Annotated in this window: 34 protein-coding genes and 1 pseudogene; 29 read left to right on the forward strand and 6 right to left on the reverse strand. The window is 34.5% G+C overall.

What is annotated here, in order from left to right:
* Positions 1-182 precede the first annotated feature (182 nt).
* Positions 183-265, forward strand: a pseudogene (locus tag ACQV2X_RS05360) (IS3 family transposase); the annotation flags it as partial.
* 77 nt (positions 266-342) lie between these two features.
* On the opposite strand, the gene ACQV2X_RS05365 reads toward ACQV2X_RS05360, so the two are convergent.
* The 4 genes from ACQV2X_RS05365 to ACQV2X_RS05380 all read right to left on the reverse strand — a co-directional run bounded on the left by ACQV2X_RS05365 (position 343) and on the right by ACQV2X_RS05380 (position 3,871).
* Positions 343-1,146 carry a hypothetical protein gene (locus tag ACQV2X_RS05365; protein ID WP_428874328.1) on the reverse strand — a complete coding sequence of 268 codons (804 nt, stop codon included), beginning with the start codon at positions 1,144-1,146 and terminating at the stop codon, positions 343-345.
* A 137-nt stretch (positions 1,147-1,283) separates the two neighbouring features.
* Positions 1,284-2,378 carry a site-specific integrase gene (locus tag ACQV2X_RS05370; protein WP_428894296.1) on the reverse strand — a complete coding sequence of 365 codons (1,095 nt, stop codon included), beginning with the start codon at positions 2,376-2,378 and terminating at the stop codon, positions 1,284-1,286.
* A 117-nt stretch (positions 2,379-2,495) separates the two neighbouring features.
* Positions 2,496-3,143, reverse strand: coding sequence for a hypothetical protein (locus tag ACQV2X_RS05375; RefSeq protein ID WP_428894297.1), 648 nt, complete (start codon positions 3,141-3,143; stop codon positions 2,496-2,498).
* 92 nt (positions 3,144-3,235) lie between these two features.
* Complete coding sequence (locus tag ACQV2X_RS05380) at positions 3,236-3,871, reverse strand: helix-turn-helix domain-containing protein (RefSeq protein WP_428892905.1); 636 nt, start codon at positions 3,869-3,871, stop codon at positions 3,236-3,238.
* A gap of 174 nt (positions 3,872-4,045) precedes the next feature.
* Between ACQV2X_RS05380 and ACQV2X_RS05385 the strand changes: the two genes are divergently transcribed.
* The 6 genes from ACQV2X_RS05385 (at position 4,046) to ACQV2X_RS05410 (ending at position 6,532) form a co-directional block, all read left to right on the forward strand.
* The gene (locus tag ACQV2X_RS05385; protein WP_428875904.1) at positions 4,046-4,282 is read left to right on the forward strand and encodes a DUF739 family protein; all 237 of its coding nucleotides are present in this window, start codon (positions 4,046-4,048) and stop codon (positions 4,280-4,282) included.
* Positions 4,283-4,296: 14 nt separating this feature from the next.
* The gene (locus ACQV2X_RS05390) at positions 4,297-4,443 is read left to right on the forward strand and encodes a hypothetical protein (RefSeq protein ID WP_428872841.1); all 147 of its coding nucleotides are present in this window, start codon (positions 4,297-4,299) and stop codon (positions 4,441-4,443) included.
* A gap of 249 nt (positions 4,444-4,692) precedes the next feature.
* A complete protein-coding gene (locus ACQV2X_RS05395; RefSeq protein WP_428894298.1) occupies positions 4,693-5,553 on the forward strand; it encodes a DUF3102 domain-containing protein in 861 nt (286 codons plus the stop codon).
* Entirely contained in the window at positions 5,546-6,028 is a 483-nt protein-coding gene (locus ACQV2X_RS05400; RefSeq protein ID WP_428875907.1) for an ORF6C domain-containing protein, read from the forward strand. The genes ACQV2X_RS05395 and ACQV2X_RS05400 overlap by 8 nt, the downstream gene beginning before the upstream one ends.
* A gap of 114 nt (positions 6,029-6,142) precedes the next feature.
* Positions 6,143-6,373 (forward strand): hypothetical protein, encoded by a 231-nt coding sequence (locus ACQV2X_RS05405; protein WP_428893385.1) that lies wholly within the window; start codon positions 6,143-6,145, stop codon positions 6,371-6,373.
* A gap of 12 nt (positions 6,374-6,385) precedes the next feature.
* Positions 6,386-6,532, forward strand: a complete 147-nt coding sequence (locus ACQV2X_RS05410) for a hypothetical protein (protein ID WP_428872850.1) — start codon at positions 6,386-6,388, stop codon at positions 6,530-6,532.
* On the opposite strand, the gene ACQV2X_RS05415 is transcribed toward ACQV2X_RS05410, so the two are convergent.
* Together ACQV2X_RS05415 and ACQV2X_RS05420 are read right to left on the reverse strand one after the other, a co-directional pair.
* Positions 6,519-6,755, reverse strand: coding sequence for a hypothetical protein (locus ACQV2X_RS05415; RefSeq protein ID WP_428872851.1), 237 nt, complete (start codon positions 6,753-6,755; stop codon positions 6,519-6,521). The genes ACQV2X_RS05410 and ACQV2X_RS05415 overlap by 14 nt on opposite strands.
* Before the next feature lie 16 nt (positions 6,756-6,771).
* Entirely contained in the window at positions 6,772-6,924 is a 153-nt protein-coding gene (locus tag ACQV2X_RS05420; RefSeq protein WP_428872853.1) for a hypothetical protein, read from the reverse strand.
* 121 nt (positions 6,925-7,045) lie between these two features.
* Here ACQV2X_RS05420 and ACQV2X_RS05425 point away from each other — a divergent pair, with 121 nt between their 5' ends.
* From ACQV2X_RS05425 to ACQV2X_RS05530, 22 genes are all read left to right on the forward strand, one after another.
* Complete coding sequence (locus tag ACQV2X_RS05425; protein ID WP_428872854.1) at positions 7,046-7,246, forward strand: helix-turn-helix domain-containing protein; 201 nt, start codon at positions 7,046-7,048, stop codon at positions 7,244-7,246.
* A complete protein-coding gene (locus ACQV2X_RS05430) occupies positions 7,247-7,420 on the forward strand; it encodes a hypothetical protein (RefSeq protein WP_428894299.1) in 174 nt (57 codons plus the stop codon).
* Positions 7,410-7,625 (forward strand): hypothetical protein, encoded by a 216-nt coding sequence (locus ACQV2X_RS05435; RefSeq protein ID WP_428882021.1) that lies wholly within the window; start codon positions 7,410-7,412, stop codon positions 7,623-7,625. Before ACQV2X_RS05430 ends, ACQV2X_RS05435 begins: the two co-directional genes overlap by 11 nt.
* A gap of 55 nt (positions 7,626-7,680) precedes the next feature.
* Positions 7,681-7,971, forward strand: a complete 291-nt coding sequence (locus ACQV2X_RS05440; RefSeq protein ID WP_428882022.1) for a VRR-NUC domain-containing protein — start codon at positions 7,681-7,683, stop codon at positions 7,969-7,971.
* Complete coding sequence (locus ACQV2X_RS05445) at positions 7,943-9,157, forward strand: SNF2-related protein (protein WP_428894300.1); 1,215 nt, start codon at positions 7,943-7,945, stop codon at positions 9,155-9,157. The genes ACQV2X_RS05440 and ACQV2X_RS05445 overlap by 29 nt, the downstream gene beginning before the upstream one ends.
* On the forward strand, positions 9,158-9,346 hold the full coding sequence (locus ACQV2X_RS05450; protein WP_428882026.1) for a hypothetical protein: 189 nt from the start codon (positions 9,158-9,160) through the stop codon (positions 9,344-9,346).
* Complete coding sequence (locus tag ACQV2X_RS05455; RefSeq protein WP_428894301.1) at positions 9,347-10,273, forward strand: lambda-exonuclease family protein; 927 nt, start codon at positions 9,347-9,349, stop codon at positions 10,271-10,273.
* Positions 10,273-11,196, forward strand: a complete 924-nt coding sequence (locus tag ACQV2X_RS05460) for an AAA family ATPase (RefSeq protein ID WP_428894302.1) — start codon at positions 10,273-10,275, stop codon at positions 11,194-11,196. The genes ACQV2X_RS05455 and ACQV2X_RS05460 overlap by 1 nt, the downstream gene beginning before the upstream one ends.
* Before the next feature lie 15 nt (positions 11,197-11,211).
* Complete coding sequence (locus tag ACQV2X_RS05465) at positions 11,212-11,697, forward strand: DUF669 domain-containing protein (RefSeq protein ID WP_428882029.1); 486 nt, start codon at positions 11,212-11,214, stop codon at positions 11,695-11,697.
* A gap of 20 nt (positions 11,698-11,717) precedes the next feature.
* A complete protein-coding gene (locus ACQV2X_RS05470) occupies positions 11,718-13,817 on the forward strand; it encodes a DNA primase family protein (protein ID WP_428894303.1) in 2,100 nt (699 codons plus the stop codon).
* A gap of 324 nt (positions 13,818-14,141) precedes the next feature.
* Positions 14,142-14,666, forward strand: a complete 525-nt coding sequence (locus ACQV2X_RS05475) for a nucleotide modification associated domain-containing protein (protein ID WP_428894304.1) — start codon at positions 14,142-14,144, stop codon at positions 14,664-14,666.
* Positions 14,667-14,963 carry a MazG-like family protein gene (locus ACQV2X_RS05480; RefSeq protein ID WP_428892770.1) on the forward strand — a complete coding sequence of 99 codons (297 nt, stop codon included), beginning with the start codon at positions 14,667-14,669 and terminating at the stop codon, positions 14,961-14,963.
* Positions 14,964-15,443, forward strand: a complete 480-nt coding sequence (locus ACQV2X_RS05485; RefSeq protein WP_428894305.1) for a hypothetical protein — start codon at positions 14,964-14,966, stop codon at positions 15,441-15,443.
* Positions 15,444-15,626, forward strand: a complete 183-nt coding sequence (locus tag ACQV2X_RS05490; protein ID WP_428894306.1) for a hypothetical protein — start codon at positions 15,444-15,446, stop codon at positions 15,624-15,626.
* Between the two features lie 58 nt (positions 15,627-15,684).
* Complete coding sequence (locus ACQV2X_RS05495) at positions 15,685-15,831, forward strand: hypothetical protein (RefSeq protein WP_428894307.1); 147 nt, start codon at positions 15,685-15,687, stop codon at positions 15,829-15,831.
* Entirely contained in the window at positions 15,824-16,063 is a 240-nt protein-coding gene (locus ACQV2X_RS05500) for a hypothetical protein (protein WP_428894308.1), read from the forward strand. The genes ACQV2X_RS05495 and ACQV2X_RS05500 overlap by 8 nt, the downstream gene beginning before the upstream one ends.
* The gene (locus ACQV2X_RS05505) at positions 16,060-16,476 is read left to right on the forward strand and encodes a DUF1492 domain-containing protein (protein WP_428872873.1); all 417 of its coding nucleotides are present in this window, start codon (positions 16,060-16,062) and stop codon (positions 16,474-16,476) included. The genes ACQV2X_RS05500 and ACQV2X_RS05505 overlap by 4 nt, the downstream gene beginning before the upstream one ends.
* A 411-nt stretch (positions 16,477-16,887) precedes the next feature.
* The gene (locus tag ACQV2X_RS05510) at positions 16,888-17,025 is read left to right on the forward strand and encodes an HNH endonuclease (protein ID WP_428894331.1); all 138 of its coding nucleotides are present in this window, start codon (positions 16,888-16,890) and stop codon (positions 17,023-17,025) included.
* Between the two features lie 80 nt (positions 17,026-17,105).
* On the forward strand, positions 17,106-17,363 hold the full coding sequence (locus ACQV2X_RS05515) for a hypothetical protein (protein ID WP_428892765.1): 258 nt from the start codon (positions 17,106-17,108) through the stop codon (positions 17,361-17,363).
* A gap of 102 nt (positions 17,364-17,465) precedes the next feature.
* On the forward strand, positions 17,466-17,795 hold the full coding sequence (locus ACQV2X_RS05520) for a P27 family phage terminase small subunit (RefSeq protein WP_428894309.1): 330 nt from the start codon (positions 17,466-17,468) through the stop codon (positions 17,793-17,795).
* The gene (locus tag ACQV2X_RS05525; RefSeq protein ID WP_428894310.1) at positions 17,779-19,428 is read left to right on the forward strand and encodes a terminase TerL endonuclease subunit; all 1,650 of its coding nucleotides are present in this window, start codon (positions 17,779-17,781) and stop codon (positions 19,426-19,428) included. Before ACQV2X_RS05520 ends, ACQV2X_RS05525 begins: the two co-directional genes overlap by 17 nt.
* Before the next feature lie 15 nt (positions 19,429-19,443).
* Positions 19,444-20,643: a phage portal protein gene (locus ACQV2X_RS05530; RefSeq protein ID WP_428894311.1), complete on the forward strand. Its 1,200-nt coding sequence runs from the start codon at positions 19,444-19,446 to the stop codon at positions 20,641-20,643.
* The last annotated feature ends 132 nt before the right edge of the window (positions 20,644-20,775 follow it).

A 20,775-nucleotide genomic window follows, 5' to 3' on the forward strand; every position in this document is an offset into this window, starting at 1 on the left:
TGCAAGCGATTGATTTGAAGGCTGATAAAGGGTAGTCATAAACATAAGAGGGTCTTGAGTGATCGAGAGAGAAACGAAGGTCTTGGACCACACGATAGACGTCTTTAAGGACTTCTAAAACAAGCAATCTATTATAGAGAAAGGTTGAAAGTATTGAAGAATGAGCTGAAACGATTTAAGGATATATTGAATGTTACAAGCATTAAGAATTAAACTAAAATTAAACGGCTTGTCTCCTATCCGATACAGGTTACAAGCCGCTTAAAGATTATTTGATTAAAGTGACGTATTTATGGGTTCAGTACATTTTAAAAATAGAAGGGGGTTTTCTTTTTTTTTACTCTAAAATAAATAACTAAGACTATAAAAAACAATGAAAATTATACTTATAGCACCCTGATAATTCAGCTTGTTTTGAATACGGTGATGTTTCTTGACAGGGATTAAGCTTGGTAAGTAAATAGCAAGTGTAACTACAAAGAATAGAATTTGAACGAGGTAGAAAGACTGAGTGGGTAGTGAGGTGTAAACTCCTGTAATACTCGCTAGTACTAGCATTGAAAAGACTATGTATGTAATCTTTACGGGTATTTTTCTTTCAAGTATCTTAAAATTATATATTCCTTTAAGAAACTGCTGATTTATTTCTAAAGCTGTCATCAATATAATAAGGGGTATAAAAGATATCATTGCTTTATTGTTTAAAGTATTCGCCTGTGAATAGTAGGCGATAATATTTAGTAAAAAGCCAGTAAAATAACTATTTAATAGTATATGATAAATGGTCTTAACTAAAGGGACAAATTGGTACTGAACCACTATTATGATAATGTATATAATTAACAAAATATTTATAATGTAGTGCTGGTTTATCATAAAGAACAAAGCGGCTGTCAGCAAGCCTATTAATAAAAGATAGTATATAATAGGTGATTTAGCCTTGGGATCTTTTAAAATATGATGATAATAATTGTAATGGTTAGTCATATTGCTTAAGATAACAACTAGTGCTAAAAGCCCAAGATCTAACCAGTCGACTTGCTTCACTGAATAAATAGCGGTAGTTAGTCCAAAACCAATCCACGACAAAGGATAGCCTACTAACTGCATCAAAGGATGTTTAAGTATGTTATTAATTGTGTTCATTGAGTTTCCTTTCAAGAGGATTTTATAATTGAAATTGTTTCTATTAGTATTCTAAGGTATAATTTACAACGTTACAACCACACCTCCTATACCTTTGATACAATAGGATTTAGAGATTATGGTTTATATAAAAGGGGCTAAAAAGTGACCAACTTATTCAGTTTAGCTTTCGCTTCCTCTTTTTGTTTTTTAGTAATATGAGTATATATTTCCAAAGTCGTTTTCACATCAGCGTGTCCTACACGATCCATGATGTACTTAATATCGAAATTATTTTCAACTAATAATGATATGTGGGTATGTCTCATAGTATGTGAAGTATAGTCTTTGTTGACTTTCTTTATTTTATCATTTATTGGTGTCAAAAGCATTGGATTATTATTTCTGTTAGCAAATATTAAACGAGCTTCATTGCCAAAGCGCAATCGATTTAAGCTTATATTCTTATTAATTAACTCATTGATTCGATCGTTGGTCTGAATTACTCTATTTGAATGTGGAGTTTTTGTAGTTCCTGCTTTTCTTTTCGAACGGGAATCGATGGATTTATTTATTGTTATTTCAGAACCGTTAAAATCGTCAATTGTGAGCGCTGTGACCTCTCCAAAGCGCATCCCTGTTAAAATCATCACCTCGATAAGATCCCCTTGTATTTCGTTTAATTCTTGGCGTATTTTAGCTAATTCCCCTGGCAAGTCTTTGCTATCTATGAACTGTATTGACTTTCTTTTTTTTATTGGTTTAACTTTTAAAGTAGAAAATTCTAAATTATAAGTATAATCGTGATAGACAGACATATACTTAAAACAACCACTAATTAATAGCTTCACTCGATTTGTGATTTGAGCACACTTGTTTTGTTCGTACTGTATATCGTCTAGTAATTTTTGAATATCAAGAATAGTTATTTTATCAAGGTAGTAATCGTAAAGATCAGCAGTTTTTATATAGACATTGTAAGTTGACCGCATGTTTTCAGTTGTGGAAGGGGCCCAACGTTTCGTTTTGAATTCAAAGAATTCAGTAAAACAATCCTTGAATTTTAGATTTTTTGTCTCTATTGAAGTTTTCTTTTTAGCTATTTTGTTATTCAATAATTGTTGAGCTTTATTTTTAGCTTGAGCAGATTTGGAATTTAGAGTAACGCTTACCCGTTTTCTTTTACCATTTTTTTCGTTGGAATACCACTCAACAAATTTATACTTTCCGTTGGGTAATTCTTCAACCCACATGGTCAATTCTCCTTTCATTTGGTATAATAGGGTACAGAAAAGACACCCTTTAAAAGGGCTTTTCGTATTTATCAAATAGTCACAATTTACTCTTAGCGGGGGAGTTGTGGCTGTTTTTTAATTTATTGTTATTTTTTCAGCGACTACTAACGGAGCTTCTTTTTGAGCCCCTAAAACAGTTTCGTATTGAAGTAGCTGAAGGAAATAACCTTTAACAGTTAACCAATCTCCTTCTAACACATTGCTTTCTAGATCATCTTTAGATGTTGAAATCATGAATGGTTGATCGACATCTCCGTCACCTTTTAGCTGAATGAATATGTCTTTTCCATCTTTTTGAACGACCTGAACTTCTCCTTGCACCTCTACCGCCGAGAATGGATAATCTTCTGAATTTCTCATGAGTTCTTCCCAGCTAATTGATTTCCAGTCAGTATTAGCTATCATCTCTTCTTCAGAAGCTTTTCTTTCAGCTTCACTAATTGTAGTAGTGGTAGGCTCCTCTGTGGTTGTTGTTTCTTTTGTTGTAGTGACTTCAACGGTAGTTGTTGTTTTAGGCAATTCTGCTTTTACTGGATTTGGTTCACTAGCGTTGTTATTTTCATTTCCACTTCCATCGAGCAATGATCCAATTACAGCTATTGCAAATAACCCAAGAACCCACTTCCACCAATTAGACTTTTTCTTTTCTACATAAATCTTACCATCTTCACCGATAATTTCTTTTCTTTTGCGTCCGTTGTCACTTTTTTTCTTACCAAACATTCCATTTCCTCCTTTAGTATGATATTTTATTATTGTAATATAAACCCTCAGGGTAGCCACTCAACAAGTCACTAGCTTGGGAGTGGCATTTTTTATTTAATAACTTTCCCTAAAATTGTAAAATCATCTTTATCAGTAAGAACAATATCTTCGTATTTGTCGTTGAGTGATTGTAATCTGATATCTCCATTTTTCTTAAATTTCTTCATAGTGACACCACCGTTTAAAACAAAGATACCTATTTCTCCGTTTTCTAAAGAAGGTTGCTTTTTGTAAGTAACAATATCTCCGTCATGATAAAGATCTTCCATTGAGTCTCCGTTTACCAACAATCTTACTGTTAGACTGTCGCTTATGATTGGAGCAACCTGTTCTCCTATTAGTGGATCACCGGCTGCCGTTTGACCATAATATTCTAATTCTGATTTTTGTTCTTGCAATTGTTGTTCAGCAAAAGAATAAACTTTATTTTGCCTGGTTTCGTTTAGTTGGTTGTATATATTAAGAATACTTTGATCAATAGATTTGCTATCAGAAACACCAAACAGCCATGAAGGACTTAATGAAAGAGCGTCTGCAACAATATATACTTTATCTTGTTTGGGTTCATATTTATCAGAAAGCCATTCACTAATAACTGATTTCGAAATACCAGTTCTTTTAGATAATTCAGATTGGGTCATGTTTTTTTCTTTTAAAACATTTTTTAATCTAGTAGAAAATTTCACTTTCTCACCTCCTTATAATGTAAAATAATTTTCGCATAACCGAACTAAAAAGTCAATAGTGATAGGTATTTTTCAAAAAATAAAAATATTTTGGAAAATATGCTTGCAATCAGTTCGGAAATACGTATAATAAGATTATAAAGTTCGGTTAAACGAACAGAAAGGAGGAAATTTATGCTTTTTGATTATTCAAAATTAAAAGGTCGGATTAAAGAAAAGTTTAATACTTACAAAAATCTTACACCTTTAATTGATATGTCAGAGTCTACCTTGAGTAGAAAGTTAAATGGAAAAGGTTATTTTGATAGCCAAGAAATTATTGACCTATCTGAAGCTTTATCAATTCCTGACGAAGAAAGAGACCAATATTTTTTTAATGTCAAAGTTCGGAAAACCAAACAACCATCCTAGAAAGGAGGATTTAAATGTATAGATCGTTGAAAGTTAAAGTAACGGCAAATGATTTTGAAGAAGTAAAAGAGCTTCTAAAAGAATTAGAAGCTCTAGAAAATTATGAAGTTGAAGTTGAACTTTATATAGAGAACAAGTTCAATATTCAATCTCAAGTTTAAAGATCAAATAATTAGTTAAGTTATTTATCAGAATCAATAATTAACTTTTCGGTTAAATTATCAAAGAATTCGTAGACTTTTAAGGCGGTTTCCTTAGGGTCGCTGCTAGGAGTAATCATGTTATTTTCAATTGCTAACTTAGTAAGTTCATATGCGCGTTCGGTAGCGTAATTTCTCTAATATTTTGCGAATTCGGTCACTAATTTTCACCTCCCTCTAAGGAGAGTATATCACGAAAGGAGCATGTAAATGAACGAACTATCATTATCAAATGATTTAAAAGTTGTAGAAGAAGAAATTTTTTCATTCTTTGAATTAGGGAAAAAATCTTTTTGGGAAATTGGTAAAAGATTAAAGCACATTAAAGAGAATGACTTAACTCACGGCAACTTCATGAACTGGTGTGAAACTAAACTTTCAATATCAAGTAAACAGGTTAATAAATATATTGCTGTTTATGAAAAATTTCCAAATTGGAAGTCAACTCCCAATTTAGGTTTAGAAAACATGTATCTAATCGCCACACTTCCAGAAGAACAAAAACAAGAACAAATGCAAAAAATTGAGCAAGGCGAACAGCCGACCGTTCGAGAATTGCAGTCATTAAAAAAACAACTCAAACAAAAAGATGAGATCATCAACGAACTTTCAAATCAAGAACCACAAACGGTAACCAAGGTGGTTGAAAAGGAAGTTTTCCCCAACGACTACCACGAAATCAAAACAAAGGTTCATCAACTACAAACGACGAACCAACGATTGATAGAAGAACACCAGAAGTTGTTGAGAGAAAAAGAAGAAGTCAACGAAAAGTCAATTAAGTATGACGAACTCAACGAAGCGATTCAAGCTTCACAAGGTCAATTGAATCAAACACAAAAGAAGATTAGTGAGTATAACGACTTGCACAAGTTACTGAAAGAAAGCAATAGCTTTTTAAGCAAAGCAAGTGCTCTTGTTTACAGCGATTTGAGTTCGCTGGCACAGAGTGACCCACTCGTTCAACAAGAATTAAACCAATTGTTGAATAATTTAAATCGTTTTACTCGAGATATAAATGACCTATTGTCTCAAAAAATTATTTTAGAAGGAGAGATTATAAATGACTGATTTAGCAACGTTAGATCCACAAGGTTTAGAACAATTAGAGCATACAATTCAAACACAACTAAAACTAGTTCGTGAAATGAAACAAATGAAGAAAGACGTTGAAGATTCTGAAAAACGAATGACCAATTTAGTTGAACGCGTCACTAAAGAAATCACGATTAATTATGAAGAACAAAAACAAATTCAATCAAAAGTTCACACGTTAGCGAACCAATTTGCTAAAGAACACTTAGCAAAGACAAGACTAAATTATAGCGACAACTTATTCAAAGGGTGGAAAGGTTTATTCATACGAAGAATTCATTCTCGTATTAAAAATGTGATGAATGTTGTTCGATACACAGCTGTTAAAAGAGAAAGTTTTGAAGATTTGATGATCTACTTAGACAGTTTATCTTATCAATCGTTTAGTGGTAGCGAGCTGAACCCGACACCTGGCATTTTAAAAATTATGGAAGTAGAGGGTGTCAATTAATGAAGTGCCCAGCATGTCATAAAGAAATGGTAATCACGAATCAAACAGAAAAGACAAAGACGTTTTACTGTTCAATATGCGACAAAGTGAGGTCTAAAAGGAGGGAGGATAATCATGGAGCTGACACCAATACCGACAGATGTTGCGTTTGCAACAACAACACAAAAACTCCCCGAGGTAATTATTGGATTAGGAAAACAACAAGCTGCTAGATACGTTTCAGAAATGTACGCAGATCCAGAATTTTCAGACGGGGTGATTAAACCGACGCAAAAAACAACGATAGTAATTATCTCTAGATTTATTGAATTCCTTAGAAAAATGGATGCAGAAAAATTTAAGTAAGGAGGAACGCAAATGAAAAACATAATTAAAAACGTCGCCCTAGTCACTACAGGATTGATAGTCGGTGTAGTGGTAGGGCGAGTGGGAAACCAATTCAGCAACATTGTAGTGAATAAAAACGGAATTAAAATAAAGGACAAAAAAATTAAGATTCTTTAATATCAACAAAATTTTTGTTAGGACTAGACAAGTCGGGCGTTAAAGTACCATCAATTTCTTTTATAAAATTATGACTTGAAAAAACATTTGTTCCTTCGGGAGATTGTTCTGTGATTAATATCAAACCATTAGAATATTTAATTCTAGTTTTGATATAGCCTGGACGCATTTCGATAACCTGAAATTGAGGCATTTGTCCATCACCATTAATTTTCAAATCCATTTTCTCACCTCGCTTTCTATTTTTTTGTATTACCTAAATCAGAAATACTACTTATACCATTAGCAAACGACTTGGTAGCGTTGATTACATCTGGCGTTATATGAGAAAGAGCTTCTGTTCCCAAGTTAGATTTAGCGAATGTTTTAGCAAGTTCTGTCGAGTTCTTCAATAAATCATTCACTCCAGTCTGAATGGTGGGGCAACACAATTTAAATATATCACAAGCAAGATACACGATCAACAAGATGTAGTGCTTAGATAAAAACAATACACAAGATATGGGGGTAAATATGTTAGAAAAATTAAAAAAAATAATCATTGATGATGGAAGAAGTATCTATGAAATAGCAAAAAAATCAGGATTAACCTACTCACTAGTCCACAACATAGTGAATGGAAAGACAAAGAAAACTATACGATTAGAAACTGCTTTTAAATTAGCAGATGCATTAGGAGTGGATGTAAATGAATTTAGGGAAAAGGAGAGTTAAATGAACATCAAACTAGAAGAAAACTGTGAAAGACTTAAAAGAGAAAAACTGCAAAAAATGAAGAAAAGACAAGATAATATTCTTTACTTCGTTCTTACTTTTCTGTTTTTCTCCATTATCGCATGGCCATTTGTTTCATTACTTTTTGAAGAGTTGGGGTGGTATGGTGGATAGAATTTTATTTCAAGCAATTTTACTAGACGAAGAACTGTGTGATTTTTTACGTGAGCATTTTAATAATGGTGGTTTTATTAGCAACCAAATTTATTTAACCATATTCCGCGGCAAGAAAAGAGTCATTTCACGCGAATTGATGTTTAAACAATTGGAAATGGAATTTGAATTTCAAAAAGAAAAAGCACCTACCGTGCGGGGTTAGGCGCTTAGAAAAATATATCTGAGTTAATTATAACATAAAAATGGAGGTCGAATAGTTGAAAGAGGAAAAGAAGGTGGAAAACAGCATCAAACGGTATTTAGATAGTTTAGGAGCTTATCATTTAAAAATACATGGCTCAGCATACATGCCTGCTGGAACACCCGATATTTTAGCTTGTGTGAAAGGTAGGTTTGTAGCGATAGAAGTAAAAAAGGCCAAAGGCGGAGTGGTTAGTGCCTTACAAAAACTAAAAATTAAACAAATTAATCAAGCGGGCGGGATAGCTTTTGTGGCGAACAGTTTGGAGGTTGTTAAAAATGAGTTATCAAGACACGATCTTATATAACTTCCAAAAAGAAATAGTGAATTCATCTAATCCTAATTATCTAATAGCTAGTGATGTTGGTACCGGAAAAACATTAATGGCAATCCATCATTATCTTAAACATAACAAAGGAGAACCATTATTGATTGTCGCTCCGCCTGCAAAGATAAAAGAAGGTGGATGGGATGAAGATATTAAATTGGTTCAAGAACGATACTCTATAGAAATTAACTATCAAATGTTGTCTTATGGAGTCTTAGCTAAAAAGTGGAAACAATACCATAGACATTTTGTCGTATTTGATGAATGCCATTACGTTAAAAACCCAACCAGCCAAAGAGGTAAAGCAGCCTATCAACTTACTAAGTATTCCACTCATTTTTTATTGCTAAGCGGAACACCTGCTTCAAACAGTATAGCCGATATGATCAATTATTTTATTATGTTTGGTTTTACGAAGAATAAAACTCAGTTTAATCGCGAGTATGGAATATGGGAACAAAAGTTTTTTGGTAATAAAACAATCAATGCCGTAGCTGATTATAAAGAAAAGAATAAACTGCTCGGCTGGTACAAATCTTTCACTACAAGCGTCAAGAAAGATGATGTATTAGATTTGCCACCAATACTGTTTAAACAAATAAATTTCAAGGCTAGCAAAGAGTACAAAGTTATTGAAAAAGACCGCGTATTAGAAGATAAAGCTTATGATAATCCATCCGCTTTATTACACGGTTTGAGAGAACACGCAAACATTAAAGACAAACTGGCTTACTTAGAAATGCTGTTTGAAGCCACAGACAATAACATCGTTATCTTTTATAACTACATTTCCGAACTCAAAAATATCAAATCGATCATAAAAGATAAAAAGGTATTTGAAGTGAACGGAAGTAAGCAAAACATACCTCACAAATCGGATTGGGAGAAACTCAAAAACAGCGTAACGCTTGTTCAGTATCAAGCAGGGAGTGCAGGGGTCGAGTTGCAGTATGCAAATATTGTCGTCTACCACACGCCTACATACAGTTATCAAGATTATGCGCAGTCTCTAGGAAGAACGCATCGAAATGGTCAAAAAAGGAAAGTTACAGTCTTTCAATTCTCAACTAACAAGACTATCGAGGAGTCTGTTTGGAAGGCTCTAGCTGGTAAGAAAGACTTTGATAAGAAAATATATTTAAAAACAAAATTAGGAGTGATTTAAATGGCGGAACCAAAATTAATTTTAACAAAAGAAAAGGAAGCAAAAGCAACCAAACCTATTTTTATTGATGTTGAATTGTTGGATGGAATAAAAGAGTTAAAGCAAGAAACAGGAATATCTATCCAAAGAATTGCGGAGAAATTTATTAAATACGGTATAGAAAATGTTGAGATCGAGGAGGTTGATTAAATGTTAGAAACATTTAATGGCTTTGGATTGCAAAAGCAAGACGACAACGTCACTAAAGATCGAAATATTTATGTTGGCGGCTCAGACGTTCCGACTATTCTTGGGATCAATAAATACAAAACGCAGTATCAGCTAGCTCAAGAAAAATTAGGCATCATAGAAAACGAGTTCCAAGGAAATGCTTATACAGCATACGGCAATCAATTGGAGCCTCAAATTAGAGACTATATTAATTCGGTTAATGAGATGTCTTTTATCGTGAATACATACCACGATGAAGAAAAATCCATCCGTTCTAACGTTGACGGTATTGATTTAGAAACAATGACGCTACTTGAAATAAAAACGCATGGTAAACAACCTAAGCTAGAAGTCTACAAGGCTCAAATGCAGCTATACATGGCTCAAACAGGTTGCGAGATGGGATGGCTAGCTTTGTATGAGCGACCTGAAAACTTTGATACAGACTTCAATAATGAACAATTAGAAATAGTTGAAGTGCCTGCGGATAAAGACTACCAAGAAAAGATATTAGATAGTATTGAAACTTTCTGGGTGAGGGTTGAATACTTAAGAGAAAAGCCAGAAATGACTGAAACTGAATTTATGACAATTGGAACAACTATGGACGTTGCTTTGATGAAATTAAATAAACTGGCCCCCAATTTAATACGTTATAAAGAGTTTGTTAAACATCTCGAAGATCAGGAGAAGCAGTTAAAAGAAATGCTTTATCAAAACATGGAAGAGAACGACGTTAAGAAAATAGAAACACCGTTCTTTATCGTAACCCGCGTTTTACCAAGTCAATCTAAGCGATTTGATAGCAAAAAGTTTAAGGAAGATCATCCGGATATTTACGAAAAGTATCAAACAACTTCTAATCGAAAAGGTTACATCAAACTAACAGAAAGGAATGATAAATAATGCCAATCCTACCAGCAAACAAACCACAAAAAGTGGTGGATACTCCTAAGAACTTTTTTATCTATGGAGCTACTATGAACGGAAAATCGTACTTAGCCGGAGAGTTTCCTAACCCGTTATTTTTAGATACAGACGGAAACGCCAGCGCTAACCCTTATCCATCCATTCAATTAAGAAATATTCGAGGTAAAGACGGAAAAATTAAACAATCAGTAGTAGACCAGCTTGACCAAATTATCACGGAATTACAAACAACTAAGCATAGTTTTGAAACGATTGTGCTCGATGTTATCGATGACATTGTAGTAATGATCGAACAATACGTGTGTGACCGAGAAGGTGTTGAAACAATCGGGGACATTGGTTATGGAAAAGGTTATGCAGCCTTTAACAATATTTTTCAGCAGCTTGTTATCGAACTAAAAGCATTGCCACTAAATATTATTTATGTTAGTCGAATCATGACTTTTGAAGAAAATAACGTGACTTATGAAAAACCATCACTTAAAGAAAAGCACGTGAACATTGTTAATGGAAATTGTGATTACATGATTCAAGCTAAGAAGATAGGTAAAAACTATATCCGAGTAGTTAAAGACAAGCGTAAAAACTACAAGAGGGAGAATATTGATGACGAGCGTATCATCACTATTTTAGATAGTGTTTCTGGCGCTTTTGAGAAAACAAGAAAAACAGACCGGATTGTTCAAGAGAAATTAGTTAAAAAGATGGAAGAGGAAGAGGAAAAGCAAATTTTAGAAGAAACTCCTCAATCAAACTCTGAGGAAGTCCAAACATCGGAAGAAGCTGAGGAAGCTATTGAAGAAGCAATACCACAAAAAGAGTTTAAACAATCTAAGGCCGCAGAAAACAAATCTGTCCAAGGCCCAGTTTCAACCCGCCGCAAACCGAAAGTTAAATAATAGGAGGAAATAATTATGTCATTAAAAGAAATCGCAATGGAAACTCTAGGTAACTTTGACCCAGCGAAAGACAATCCCAACGGTCAAGGTAATATTCCTGTCGGAGAGTACGATGTAATCGTTGAAAAAGCAGGACACGTCGTTTATGAAAGTGGTTATGACTGTGTAGCTATCACTTGCAAGGTGGTCGGCGGAGAGTACGATAACCGCAATGAATTAATTAATATTAATGTAGACCCTGAAACAGAGTCATATAAAAAGTACCCTTTCTTGTTATCAAAGAATATTAAAATGATTAGTCAACTAGCTTTCGCATGCGATATCAATCTTTCGGATGATGATTGGGAAGATCAACTATCCTTAGGAGATGCTTTTGCTAAAGAGGCGGTGGGCAAACAGTTTGTATTAGAAATTACTGAATCTAAGAATAAAAAGGATCCATCCAACCCATACAGAAATTATCAATTTTTAAAATACGCAGAAGATGAATTGCCATTTTAAATTAGAAAGAGGTGAAATAAATGGCTGAGTATTATCAGCTACATATTCATCCGATACCATACGAACGTAAGCCTGTTGAGAGTGAAGCTGCTAGAATCAGCCAGACCATCGTTGATGAAGTAGAAGTAGTTACTCCGAAACAATTAGCAGACAAAGTGGCCGCTGGCCACACTGTCTGTTTAGGAGTAATGAACGGAAAGAGGAATAAGAACAACTTAATCGGCCAACAAATACTTATGCTAGATTTTGATAACACTGTTGCTAAAAACGGAGTTAAGACCAAAGTTCCGGAAGACGATTATGTAACAATCGAAGACGTTCTACAAAGTTCTTGGATCCAACACAATGCAGCTTTTATCTATAAGTCCTTTAGCTATAAAGACGATTGGCAAAAGTTCAGAGTGGTTATTTTTATTGACAAAATACTAAGAGACCCAAATCAGGTAACCAATACTTATAAATGGTTAATGAAAAAATTTCCACAAGCAGACCCTGCGCCGAAAGATTGTAGTCGTATCTTTTATGGTGGGACGGAAGTCATTGAAGTTAATTTTCATAACACCTGGGCATCAGAAGAACTAATTGAAAAAACTAAAAATTCAGTTAATACAGAAAATTTTAGAAATGTAACACCCTTAAACAAACGTCAAGCCAGTCAAATGATTAGAGGTTATATAGGCAGAGAGCGTGAGAACTTGGAAGAATACGGAAACGCCCTTTCAGCAATCTCGGTCATTGGTAAATCTGTATTGACTGGCGAAATACAAGAAGACTGGGCTAGAGAGTATGTTGAACTGCTAGCTTTAGATAATCAAAAATGGGCTGAGGAAAACCAGGTTAAGTTAAACGAGTTCTTAGGCAAAAAAGTAGATGATATTTATACAAACTACACCTTCAAATCTAAGTTTTCGGCCAAATCAAAATCTGATGAATTTGATGTGTTTGAATTTACCGAAGAATTTATTCGTGATTATCAGGTCGTTTACTACAGAAATAAAATATACGTTAAAAACGGCATTATATGGCGTTGTAATGAAAACGATATTTTAAGGGCCATCAATGAGTCTAAAAAGCTTAAAAAAAGCCAAGACAACGAAGTGCTGCACCAGCTGTCAAAGAATGCAGATGAATATGAGGGGGATATCGATTCCATTCAATTAGCTAATGGCTATCAGATTAAAGGCGGGCATATTGTTCAAGGAGCATCTGATAATTTTACGCCTTATTTATTAGATGTGGAGTATAACCCGAAAGCTTATAGCAAAGAAGTGGATGATTTTTTAAATTTCTTAGTTATGGATCGGCCAGATTTAAGAAAAACGGTCGAAGAAATGTTGGGACATATTATCCTAATCAAAGGCTTTCCTCATTCTGTTTTCTTTCTTATTGGGAGACAAGGTGCTAACGGTAAATCAACTTTCTTAGAGATGTTGAACGAGTGGGTTGGAGATATGGGAAGTAATATCGCTCTAGATAATTTCAATGACGCTACCAGCGTCGGAGAACTAGAGGACAAGATAGTTAATATCGGGGATGATATTGACGCGACCTATTTAGAAAAGTCAGCTAATTTTAAAGCGTTAGCATCCGGTAATACTATTATGATACGTCCAATTTATCAAACGCCTAGAAGACTCCAAAATACAGCGACATTGATCTTTACAGCCAATGATATGCCGACCTTTAAAGATAAAACAGGAGGGATTGAAAGACGGCTGGTGATAATTCCATGTGACAACGTTGTTGAAAAGGCGGATTTTGGTTTAATAGATAAACTGACCACCAAAGAAGCAAAGTCTTATTTATTAAATGTTGCCCTTAAAGGCGTGAAAAGCATTCGCCATAACGGTGGCAAAATAACTAAAAATTCTATTGTTGATAGTATGGTCAAGACTTATTTAGAAGATGTGGATTCGGTATTGATGTTTGAAGACGAAGAAGGCATTGATCCCAACATGGACAAAAAGCTGATTTATAAATCCTATCAAGATTTTTGTATGATGTATGGAATGAAACCTCAAAAAGTAACTTCTTTCACTCAAAAATTAAAAGATATTGGATACGTAGTAAAAGACACAAAACAAATTGGGAAACGGGTTAAATTGTACATTAAAGAATAATAGCCCCGACTTTAGCCCCTACTTTTCCCCTACTTTTCCCCGACTTTTTCAAAAAAGTAGGGGCCGGGTAATTGCTTGATATTATTGGGTTTATCTATATCTATATTTATTTTCCCCTACTTTTAAGAAAAAAATATTAATAATAATTAATAATAATAATTAATAAGGGATTATTATTACAAAAACAAAAAAGAATGGCAAAAAAAGTAGGGGAAGTCGGGGACTTTATTCTAAATGTTATTGTATCAAGTTTTATAGCGGCCCCGACTTTAAATTAAAGTAGGGGACAAAGTGGGGGCTAAATTAAAATGTAGGAGGTTTAAAATGCGCGAAGGATTAGAGGTATTAGTAACAGACGAACAAGGGAATACAGAATTATTTACTTCTAAACAAGCAGTATGTGATCGGTTTGGAATTCGATATCCTACTTTACAAAAGTATGCTGAAAGTAAAGAGATTTATTCATCTTATAACAAGAAACACTTATCAGGCAGGTGCGAGACAAATATCGAAAGGAAGAAAAAGAAGATGGGTGCTGAAATAAAACCGCCAGTAAAAGTGAATGCGCCAAAAACATTAGGCGATATTCATGCGGATATATGCAAACAACTAAACGAAACTTATGTTGCCAAAAATCACGATTACAACAATTCGTGGGAACGTAATCTAAACAAATACGGTTTAATGGCTTTTGATATGCGAGCAAACGAAAAAATGGAACGGATTGGCGTCGCAGCGATGGGTAAAGAATTTAAAGTTGAAGACGAAAAGGTAAAAGATACGTTATTAGATTTAGCGAATTATTGCATTATGACTTATATGTGGGTGACGAAAGAGGAGGACGAATAAATGCAAGAACTAATCACTAAAGTAGAACAGTGGTTCATAGACCGCAACTTGCATACCTTCGATGGAACTGGTCAACTAGTGAAGCTACAAGAAGAAGTTGAAGAATTGAAAGATGCGTACGAAAAGAATGACCGTGAAGAAATGATAGACGCAGTTGGAGATATAACTGTTGTTTTAATTGGCTTCTGCATGCAGACTGGGTTAGATTTTGAAGAATGTTTGGCCAGTGCGTATGAAGAAATTAAGGATCGTAAAGGTAAGGTTGTTGATGGTGTGTTTGTGAAGGAGGCTGATTAAATGTTAACAAAAGAATTTATTAAAAAAATTAAAGAGATTAATGAAGATTGGGAAATCAAAGTAATAGATAAGGGTATATACATTAAAATGGGTTGTACATATTATTGTAGTGTAAGAACTGATGAAACCTATGCCATTGATACAAGATATGGAAATTTTTATGAAATGAGCGAAACAGATAAAGAAAAACTTTTTAAATTATGCGTTGAATACGCGTCAACGCCGATTGAAAAACGAGAAGATAGGTTGTCGGATATCGAAAGAGCTATTTTAGAAAATGTTGAAGGTATTAATTACATTGCTAGAGATAGGGATAATAATCTATACGCTTACAAAGACAAGCCGACTAAAGACTCTTACGGCTGGAAAGTAAATAATAATATCGATGACTATATAAAATTAAATAAAAATTTATTCTCCTTTATCAAATGGGAAGACGAAGATCCGACTAAGATTAGAGATTTGTTGGAGGTAGAGTAGATGAATATGAATCAATTAAAGTTTAAAAACTTATGTGCTGATTTATTTGATTTATCGACTGAGAATTTATCAGAGAGAGAATTAAACATGTTATCCAAATCGGTAAATTATGCAAAATATATCACTGACCAAGAAATCAAAAGGAGAAAACAAAATAAAGAGGTGACTAAATGCCACTACTAATAACAATACTTTTAACCGTACTTATCATGTCATCAATATACAGAAAGGACGAGTTTGATTGAAAGAACGAAAAGTAGGAGATCGCTACCGACCCATTGTCACTATTAAGAAAATAAAAAAGGGTAAAGCTACCGTTATTGAAGTGGGTGGTGAGACGTTTGTGTGGAAACCTAAGGATATGTATGAGGCGAGAAATAATGACTAACAACAGACACAGAGCGGTAGCGAGAGCAAAACATAAAATGGAAGTATCACTAAAGCGCAAAGAAAAAGAATATTTTAACTCTTTGTCTGTCTATGAAATAGTATCTTATATCTTCAAAAAGGCAGTATATACAGTAGAAGAAGCTCTCGACATTATTTTTTTAGTTCTAGATAAAAACAATTTTATCATTAGCAAAGAACGACTACAGAAAATATTCGGAGGTGACGAATGAGGGCAAAAGATTATTTGTCGCAGTTGTTTTGGATTGATGACGAGATAAAAGCTTTGTCCATGGAAAGAGAGACAATATTTAATTTAACTCTTAGAAGGGCAAGCATAACTGATATGAAAGTCCAATCCTCACGAGGAGGTAGACCAGATGATGTGTTTGCACAACTGTCCGATTATGCTATCAAAATAGCTGATAAATCAGACGAACTAACGGCTTTAAAAATTAAAATATCAGAACTCATTGATAAAGTCGAAAATAAGACAAGTCAAACATTATTAAGATACCGCTACACCATAGGTTACGATTGGGAGAATGTAGCAAAGCTAATGGACTATGAAGTAAGGCATATTTATAGATTGCACGGTCAAGCATTAAAAGATTTTCAAGATGTCATGGAATGTCACTTGGAATAGATGATATTGTTATAATGAGCAATAGCTCAAAAACAATCCCAGTTGATGCAGTTCGCTTCGAGCGTTTGGAAAATTAACAGACTGGTCGCCGAAAGGTGAGTATATAAACAAAGTCTATGTATTGTGTTCTAAAAATATAGACAAAAAGGACTTTCAGCAATCGATTGGCACGAGCAAGGTTCGATTCCTTGCCGATTGCATCGCGGATTGTGATTGGTCCGCAGACTCGAACAACCAAATCATTTCTTTCTTTTCCACCTCGTTTATTGGGGTGGTTTTATTATATTTATAAGTTAAGGGTGGAAGCACATGAACAAAAAATTCCTAGCTAAACTAAACAGATGGATTGCAGAGGATAATCTAATAAGATTCTATCATTCATCACAGTGGCGTAAGGTCAGAGCCATGCGTATGAAGATAGATAACAATGAGTGTCAAGTATGTAAAGCAGAAGGTAAACACACGCCAGCAGAGATGGTCCATCACGTAGTGCATGTGAGAGACAATCCGATGCTTGCATTATCTTTAGAAAATTTATTGAGTTTATGAAATGCATGTCACAATAAAGAGCACCCAGAAAAATTATTGTTGAATAAAAAGAAGTTTACAAATGAGGAGAGGTGGTAATTATGTATAAAGATTTGAATGTAGATAAATGTAAACAACTAGAGAACGAGTTTGGTAATGCAGCTAAACACCTTAATAAGCAAACAGAAATAATTGTATCTGAGCTAGCTGATTCATATATAAACGCTTCTAACAGTTATGCAGAAGCTATTACATATGTAATTGCAACAAATAAATGGAAAGGAATGAATGAATATCTATCTAATAGATTGATTGAACGTATAAATAGTATTGCGATGAATCAACCACCTTCAAAATAACCCCCGGGTCGATTTCAAATGAAGTCTATTCGGGGAACCAGACAACGGGGAGGGGGGAAGACTCCGAAAAAATATACGCGCGCGCGTGAGAGGGGGGCTAAAATGGCAAAAAAGAAAACAGTGACTAAAATCAGAGAAGATTTAATTCAATACCTTGAAGATGCGGGGATATATGGCGAGCACTTTTTTAATCTTGTAGATGACTACTGTAGGTTGTATGAGATTAAGGAAATGTTGTGGAAGGATATTCAAGAGCGAGGGGTTGCAGTTGAATGGCAGAACTCTGAAACCTCAAAAGGTGTTAAGAAAAATGAGTCGGTTGGAGAATACAACAAAGTAAATAGTCAAATGATGAACATCCTCAAGCAACTTGGCATCACATCGGAAACGTTGCGAATGCTAGGCGGTGATGAAGATGACGACGAATTCTAGATATCATCCATCAATAGATAAATACATGAGTATGGTCGAGTCCGGTGAAATCGAATCGTGTAAAGAGCAAAAACTCTTAATGAAATACCTTCAAACAAAACTGAAAGATGCAGTTATAAAAAGTGATTTGATTGATAAAGCTATCCGTAGAATGAACCAGTATTTTGATGGTGAATTAATGCCTTGGCAAGAATTCATAACAGCATTCGTTTTTGGCGTGTACGATCAAGACGATACGATTATGTTTAATGAGTTCTTAATCATGATGGGCAGGGGTGGTGGAAAGACTGGTTTCATGTCACGTATAGAAATGGCTTTAGTGACCACTGAACCAGTAAAAAAGTATCATGTTGATATTGTAGCTACGTCAGAAGATCAATCGCGAGAATCTTTTGACGAATTCTGGGAAATACTCGACGATGATAAACAAAACAATCAAGGAAAGAAATTTAGAAAGTACTTCTATTTCACGAAAGAACAGTACATATTTAAGAAAACGCGTAGTCGTGTAAGGTATCGGACGAATAATGCCAAGACAAAAGACGGTGGTCGTCAAGGAGCTGTTATTTTTGATGAAATACATGCCTACGATGATGAAGAATCAATCAAAGTGTTTATATCAGGTCTAGGGAAGAAGGATAACCCTAGGCGTTTTTATTTCACAACTGATGGTTATAATCGTGGCGGTTTCCTAGATATGCTAAAAGATGAATCGGTTTTAATTCTAAATGGAGACCGACCAAATCGAAAGACTTTTCCATTTATTTGCAAATTAGATGATGCCGAAGAAGTTCATGATCATTCTAAGTGGGAGAAAGCTAATCCATCTCTAAATTATTTTCCAGCATTAAGACAGGAAATGATGGACGAATACGAAAAACTAGAAGATAGAGGATCATCAATGGTTGAGTTTATGACAAAACGAATGAATATACCAATGAACGATAGTCACGAATCAGTAACAACGTGGGAGAATATCTTAGAAGCCAACGAAGAACTTATTAATTTAAATGGAATGAATTGTATTGGAGGTATTGATTATGCAGATACAACAGACTTTGTTGTTGTGGGCTTGCTGTTTAAGGTTGAAGACATCTATTATTGGAAGTCACACACATTTATCTGCCATCGAGCTTTACAAGGACGTAATTATAAGGTGCCGATTGATGTAGGTGTTAAAGAAGGAAGAATAACAATTATTCACGATGATATTATATCGCCTAGCCATGTATCGGGTTGGTTTATAAAGCAGTCTAAGAAGTATCGTATCAAAGATATTTGCACGGATATGTATCGCATTAGTTATTTGTCTGACGAATTCGAAAAGAATGGGTTTAATAAGCTAACGTTATCTCGAAGCGGGTCGAGAACTCACACAGAATTGGAGCCATTTGTGAATGAGATATTCGCTTTTAACCGTATTAAGTGGGGAAAAGATTTCATGATGAATTGGTACACGTGGAACACTTATAAACATCGAGACGGCAAAGGAAATATGACTTATGAAAAGATTGAACCTAAGTTAAGAAAAACAGATGGATTCATGGCTTTGCTTCACGCTTTGCAGCATAGAGATAAACTTAATGTCCCAGTTGTGAAAATTAGAAAGAGTCTCAAAACATATACTTACTAGAAAGAGGGGTGGAACATGGGAATATTTGACATTTTTGGGCGGAGCGGTTCACATAGCAATCCGCAAGTTAGAACTAGCTTATCCAGAAAACAATTAGAAACACTTATTCAAACAACTTCGAATAACATTCATTTTCAAAAATATGCTATTCAATTGTGCGTCAATAAGTTAGCTAGCGCGTTAAGTCTTTGTAAATTTGAAACCTATCAAGAATATGAAAAGATTGAGGAGCATTATTGGTGGAAGTTTAACTTTGAACCGAATAAGAACATGAATATGCATGATTTTTTGTATCAATTAGTGCATGAAATGGTATACGACGAACGTGGCGCTTTAGTCATTCAAAATTCGGAAGGCGATTTTGTAGTGGCAGAGAGTTATGAAGTTATAGAAGGTAGTTTTGTTGGAAATATTTATAAGAATATCCATTTGTACGGTGGATTAGAATTGAAAGAATTTTATAAAGAGTCTGATGTTCTTAGATTTCAATTGCCGAATAAAAAAGTTAAGGCGATTGTAGATCATTTATATCGTGAGTATGGTCGTTTCTTATCAGTTGCGTCAGAAGCTTATATAAGGGATCGTTCGTTGAAGTTGATTCTTAATATCGGGTCAATGTTTAATCAACAACCGATCGAAGTTGAAAACGAAGATGGAGAAATTGAGGAAATTGACCCAGTGGATGAATTAATGAAAAACCGTTTTAAAAATTTTTTTAAGGGCGGTGACACGCTAACTCCTTTAGAAGAAGGTTTAAGTATTGAGAAGTTGTTTGAAGGAAAAGGAAACGAAAAACAACAATCAGAAATACATAACTTGTTTGATTCGATCATCAATTTTACTGCTGATGCTTTTGGAATTCCGAGAGGTCTTCTCAAAGGAGACGTAGCAGATGTAGAAGCTATGACAGATAACTTTGTAACCTTTACTATTCGACCACTTGCAAAAGAAATAGAGACTGAATTAAACCGCAAACTTTATAAGAAAGAAGGTCTGACTAACGGTTCTAAAATCAAATTAGTTACAGGAACTATCCAAACTTACAACGTAGTATCGTTTGCTGCTGCTGCAGATAAATTAATCGCAGCGAGTATCGCAACTCCAAATGAAATGCGTGAGGCATTAGAATGGGAGCGAATGGAACAGGATAAGATGGACGAAATAAAAGTAACTAAAAACTATGAACAACTGGAGTCTAGCGAAGATAAGGAGTAGCGATCCTAATGTATCTTGACTAGCAAAGAGCTTAACCAAATAAAAATTATTTTGACGGTCCAATGGCGGTCTTTTTATTTTGTCCTGAATATGACATTAAACTTTTCCATCAACTAAGAAAGGAGGACGCGA

The sequence above is a fragment of the Facklamia sp. P12945 genome, assembly GCF_050409485.1.
In the GTDB taxonomy this organism is placed as follows: Bacteria; Bacillota; Bacilli; order Lactobacillales; family Aerococcaceae; genus Facklamia.

Bases quoted from the DNA above. Each gene is read 5' to 3' on its own strand.
- ACQV2X_RS05415 (WP_428872851.1), bottom strand. From the start codon at position 6,755: ATGGATTTGAAAATTAATGGTGATGGACAAATGCCTCAATTTCAGGTT.
- ACQV2X_RS05475 (WP_428894304.1), top strand. From the start codon at position 14,142: ATGCGCGAAGGATTAGAGGTATTAGTAACAGACGAACAAGGGAATACA.
- ACQV2X_RS05445 (WP_428894300.1), top strand. From the start codon at position 7,943: ATGAGTTATCAAGACACGATCTTATATAACTTCCAAAAAGAAATAGTG.
- ACQV2X_RS05505 (WP_428872873.1), top strand. From the start codon at position 16,060: ATGAGGGCAAAAGATTATTTGTCGCAGTTGTTTTGGATTGATGACGAG.
- ACQV2X_RS05370 (WP_428894296.1), bottom strand. From the start codon at position 2,378: ATGTGGGTTGAAGAATTACCCAACGGAAAGTATAAATTTGTTGAGTGG.
- ACQV2X_RS05510 (WP_428894331.1), top strand. From the start codon at position 16,888: ATGAAGATAGATAACAATGAGTGTCAAGTATGTAAAGCAGAAGGTAAA.
- ACQV2X_RS05365 (WP_428874328.1), bottom strand. From the start codon at position 1,146: ATGAACACAATTAATAACATACTTAAACATCCTTTGATGCAGTTAGTA.
- ACQV2X_RS05490 (WP_428894306.1), top strand. From the start codon at position 15,444: ATGAATATGAATCAATTAAAGTTTAAAAACTTATGTGCTGATTTATTT.
- ACQV2X_RS05400 (WP_428875907.1), top strand. From the start codon at position 5,546: ATGACTGATTTAGCAACGTTAGATCCACAAGGTTTAGAACAATTAGAG.
- ACQV2X_RS05480 (WP_428892770.1), top strand. From the start codon at position 14,667: ATGCAAGAACTAATCACTAAAGTAGAACAGTGGTTCATAGACCGCAAC.
- ACQV2X_RS05395 (WP_428894298.1), top strand. From the start codon at position 4,693: ATGAACGAACTATCATTATCAAATGATTTAAAAGTTGTAGAAGAAGAA.
- ACQV2X_RS05405 (WP_428893385.1), top strand. From the start codon at position 6,143: ATGGAGCTGACACCAATACCGACAGATGTTGCGTTTGCAACAACAACA.
- ACQV2X_RS05465 (WP_428882029.1), top strand. From the start codon at position 11,212: ATGTCATTAAAAGAAATCGCAATGGAAACTCTAGGTAACTTTGACCCA.
- ACQV2X_RS05425 (WP_428872854.1), top strand. From the start codon at position 7,046: ATGTTAGAAAAATTAAAAAAAATAATCATTGATGATGGAAGAAGTATC.
- ACQV2X_RS05410 (WP_428872850.1), top strand. From the start codon at position 6,386: ATGAAAAACATAATTAAAAACGTCGCCCTAGTCACTACAGGATTGATA.
- ACQV2X_RS05520 (WP_428894309.1), top strand. From the start codon at position 17,466: ATGGCAAAAAAGAAAACAGTGACTAAAATCAGAGAAGATTTAATTCAA.
- ACQV2X_RS05430 (WP_428894299.1), top strand. From the start codon at position 7,247: ATGAACATCAAACTAGAAGAAAACTGTGAAAGACTTAAAAGAGAAAAA.
- ACQV2X_RS05525 (WP_428894310.1), top strand. From the start codon at position 17,779: ATGACGACGAATTCTAGATATCATCCATCAATAGATAAATACATGAGT.
- ACQV2X_RS05530 (WP_428894311.1), top strand. From the start codon at position 19,444: ATGGGAATATTTGACATTTTTGGGCGGAGCGGTTCACATAGCAATCCG.
- ACQV2X_RS05485 (WP_428894305.1), top strand. From the start codon at position 14,964: ATGTTAACAAAAGAATTTATTAAAAAAATTAAAGAGATTAATGAAGAT.
- ACQV2X_RS05455 (WP_428894301.1), top strand. From the start codon at position 9,347: ATGTTAGAAACATTTAATGGCTTTGGATTGCAAAAGCAAGACGACAAC.
- ACQV2X_RS05385 (WP_428875904.1), top strand. From the start codon at position 4,046: ATGCTTTTTGATTATTCAAAATTAAAAGGTCGGATTAAAGAAAAGTTT.
- ACQV2X_RS05500 (WP_428894308.1), top strand. From the start codon at position 15,824: ATGACTAACAACAGACACAGAGCGGTAGCGAGAGCAAAACATAAAATG.
- ACQV2X_RS05375 (WP_428894297.1), bottom strand. From the start codon at position 3,143: ATGTTTGGTAAGAAAAAAAGTGACAACGGACGCAAAAGAAAAGAAATT.
- ACQV2X_RS05450 (WP_428882026.1), top strand. From the start codon at position 9,158: ATGGCGGAACCAAAATTAATTTTAACAAAAGAAAAGGAAGCAAAAGCA.
- ACQV2X_RS05515 (WP_428892765.1), top strand. From the start codon at position 17,106: ATGTATAAAGATTTGAATGTAGATAAATGTAAACAACTAGAGAACGAG.
- ACQV2X_RS05460 (WP_428894302.1), top strand. From the start codon at position 10,273: ATGCCAATCCTACCAGCAAACAAACCACAAAAAGTGGTGGATACTCCT.
- ACQV2X_RS05435 (WP_428882021.1), top strand. From the start codon at position 7,410: ATGGTGGATAGAATTTTATTTCAAGCAATTTTACTAGACGAAGAACTG.
- ACQV2X_RS05390 (WP_428872841.1), top strand. From the start codon at position 4,297: ATGTATAGATCGTTGAAAGTTAAAGTAACGGCAAATGATTTTGAAGAA.
- ACQV2X_RS05470 (WP_428894303.1), top strand. From the start codon at position 11,718: ATGGCTGAGTATTATCAGCTACATATTCATCCGATACCATACGAACGT.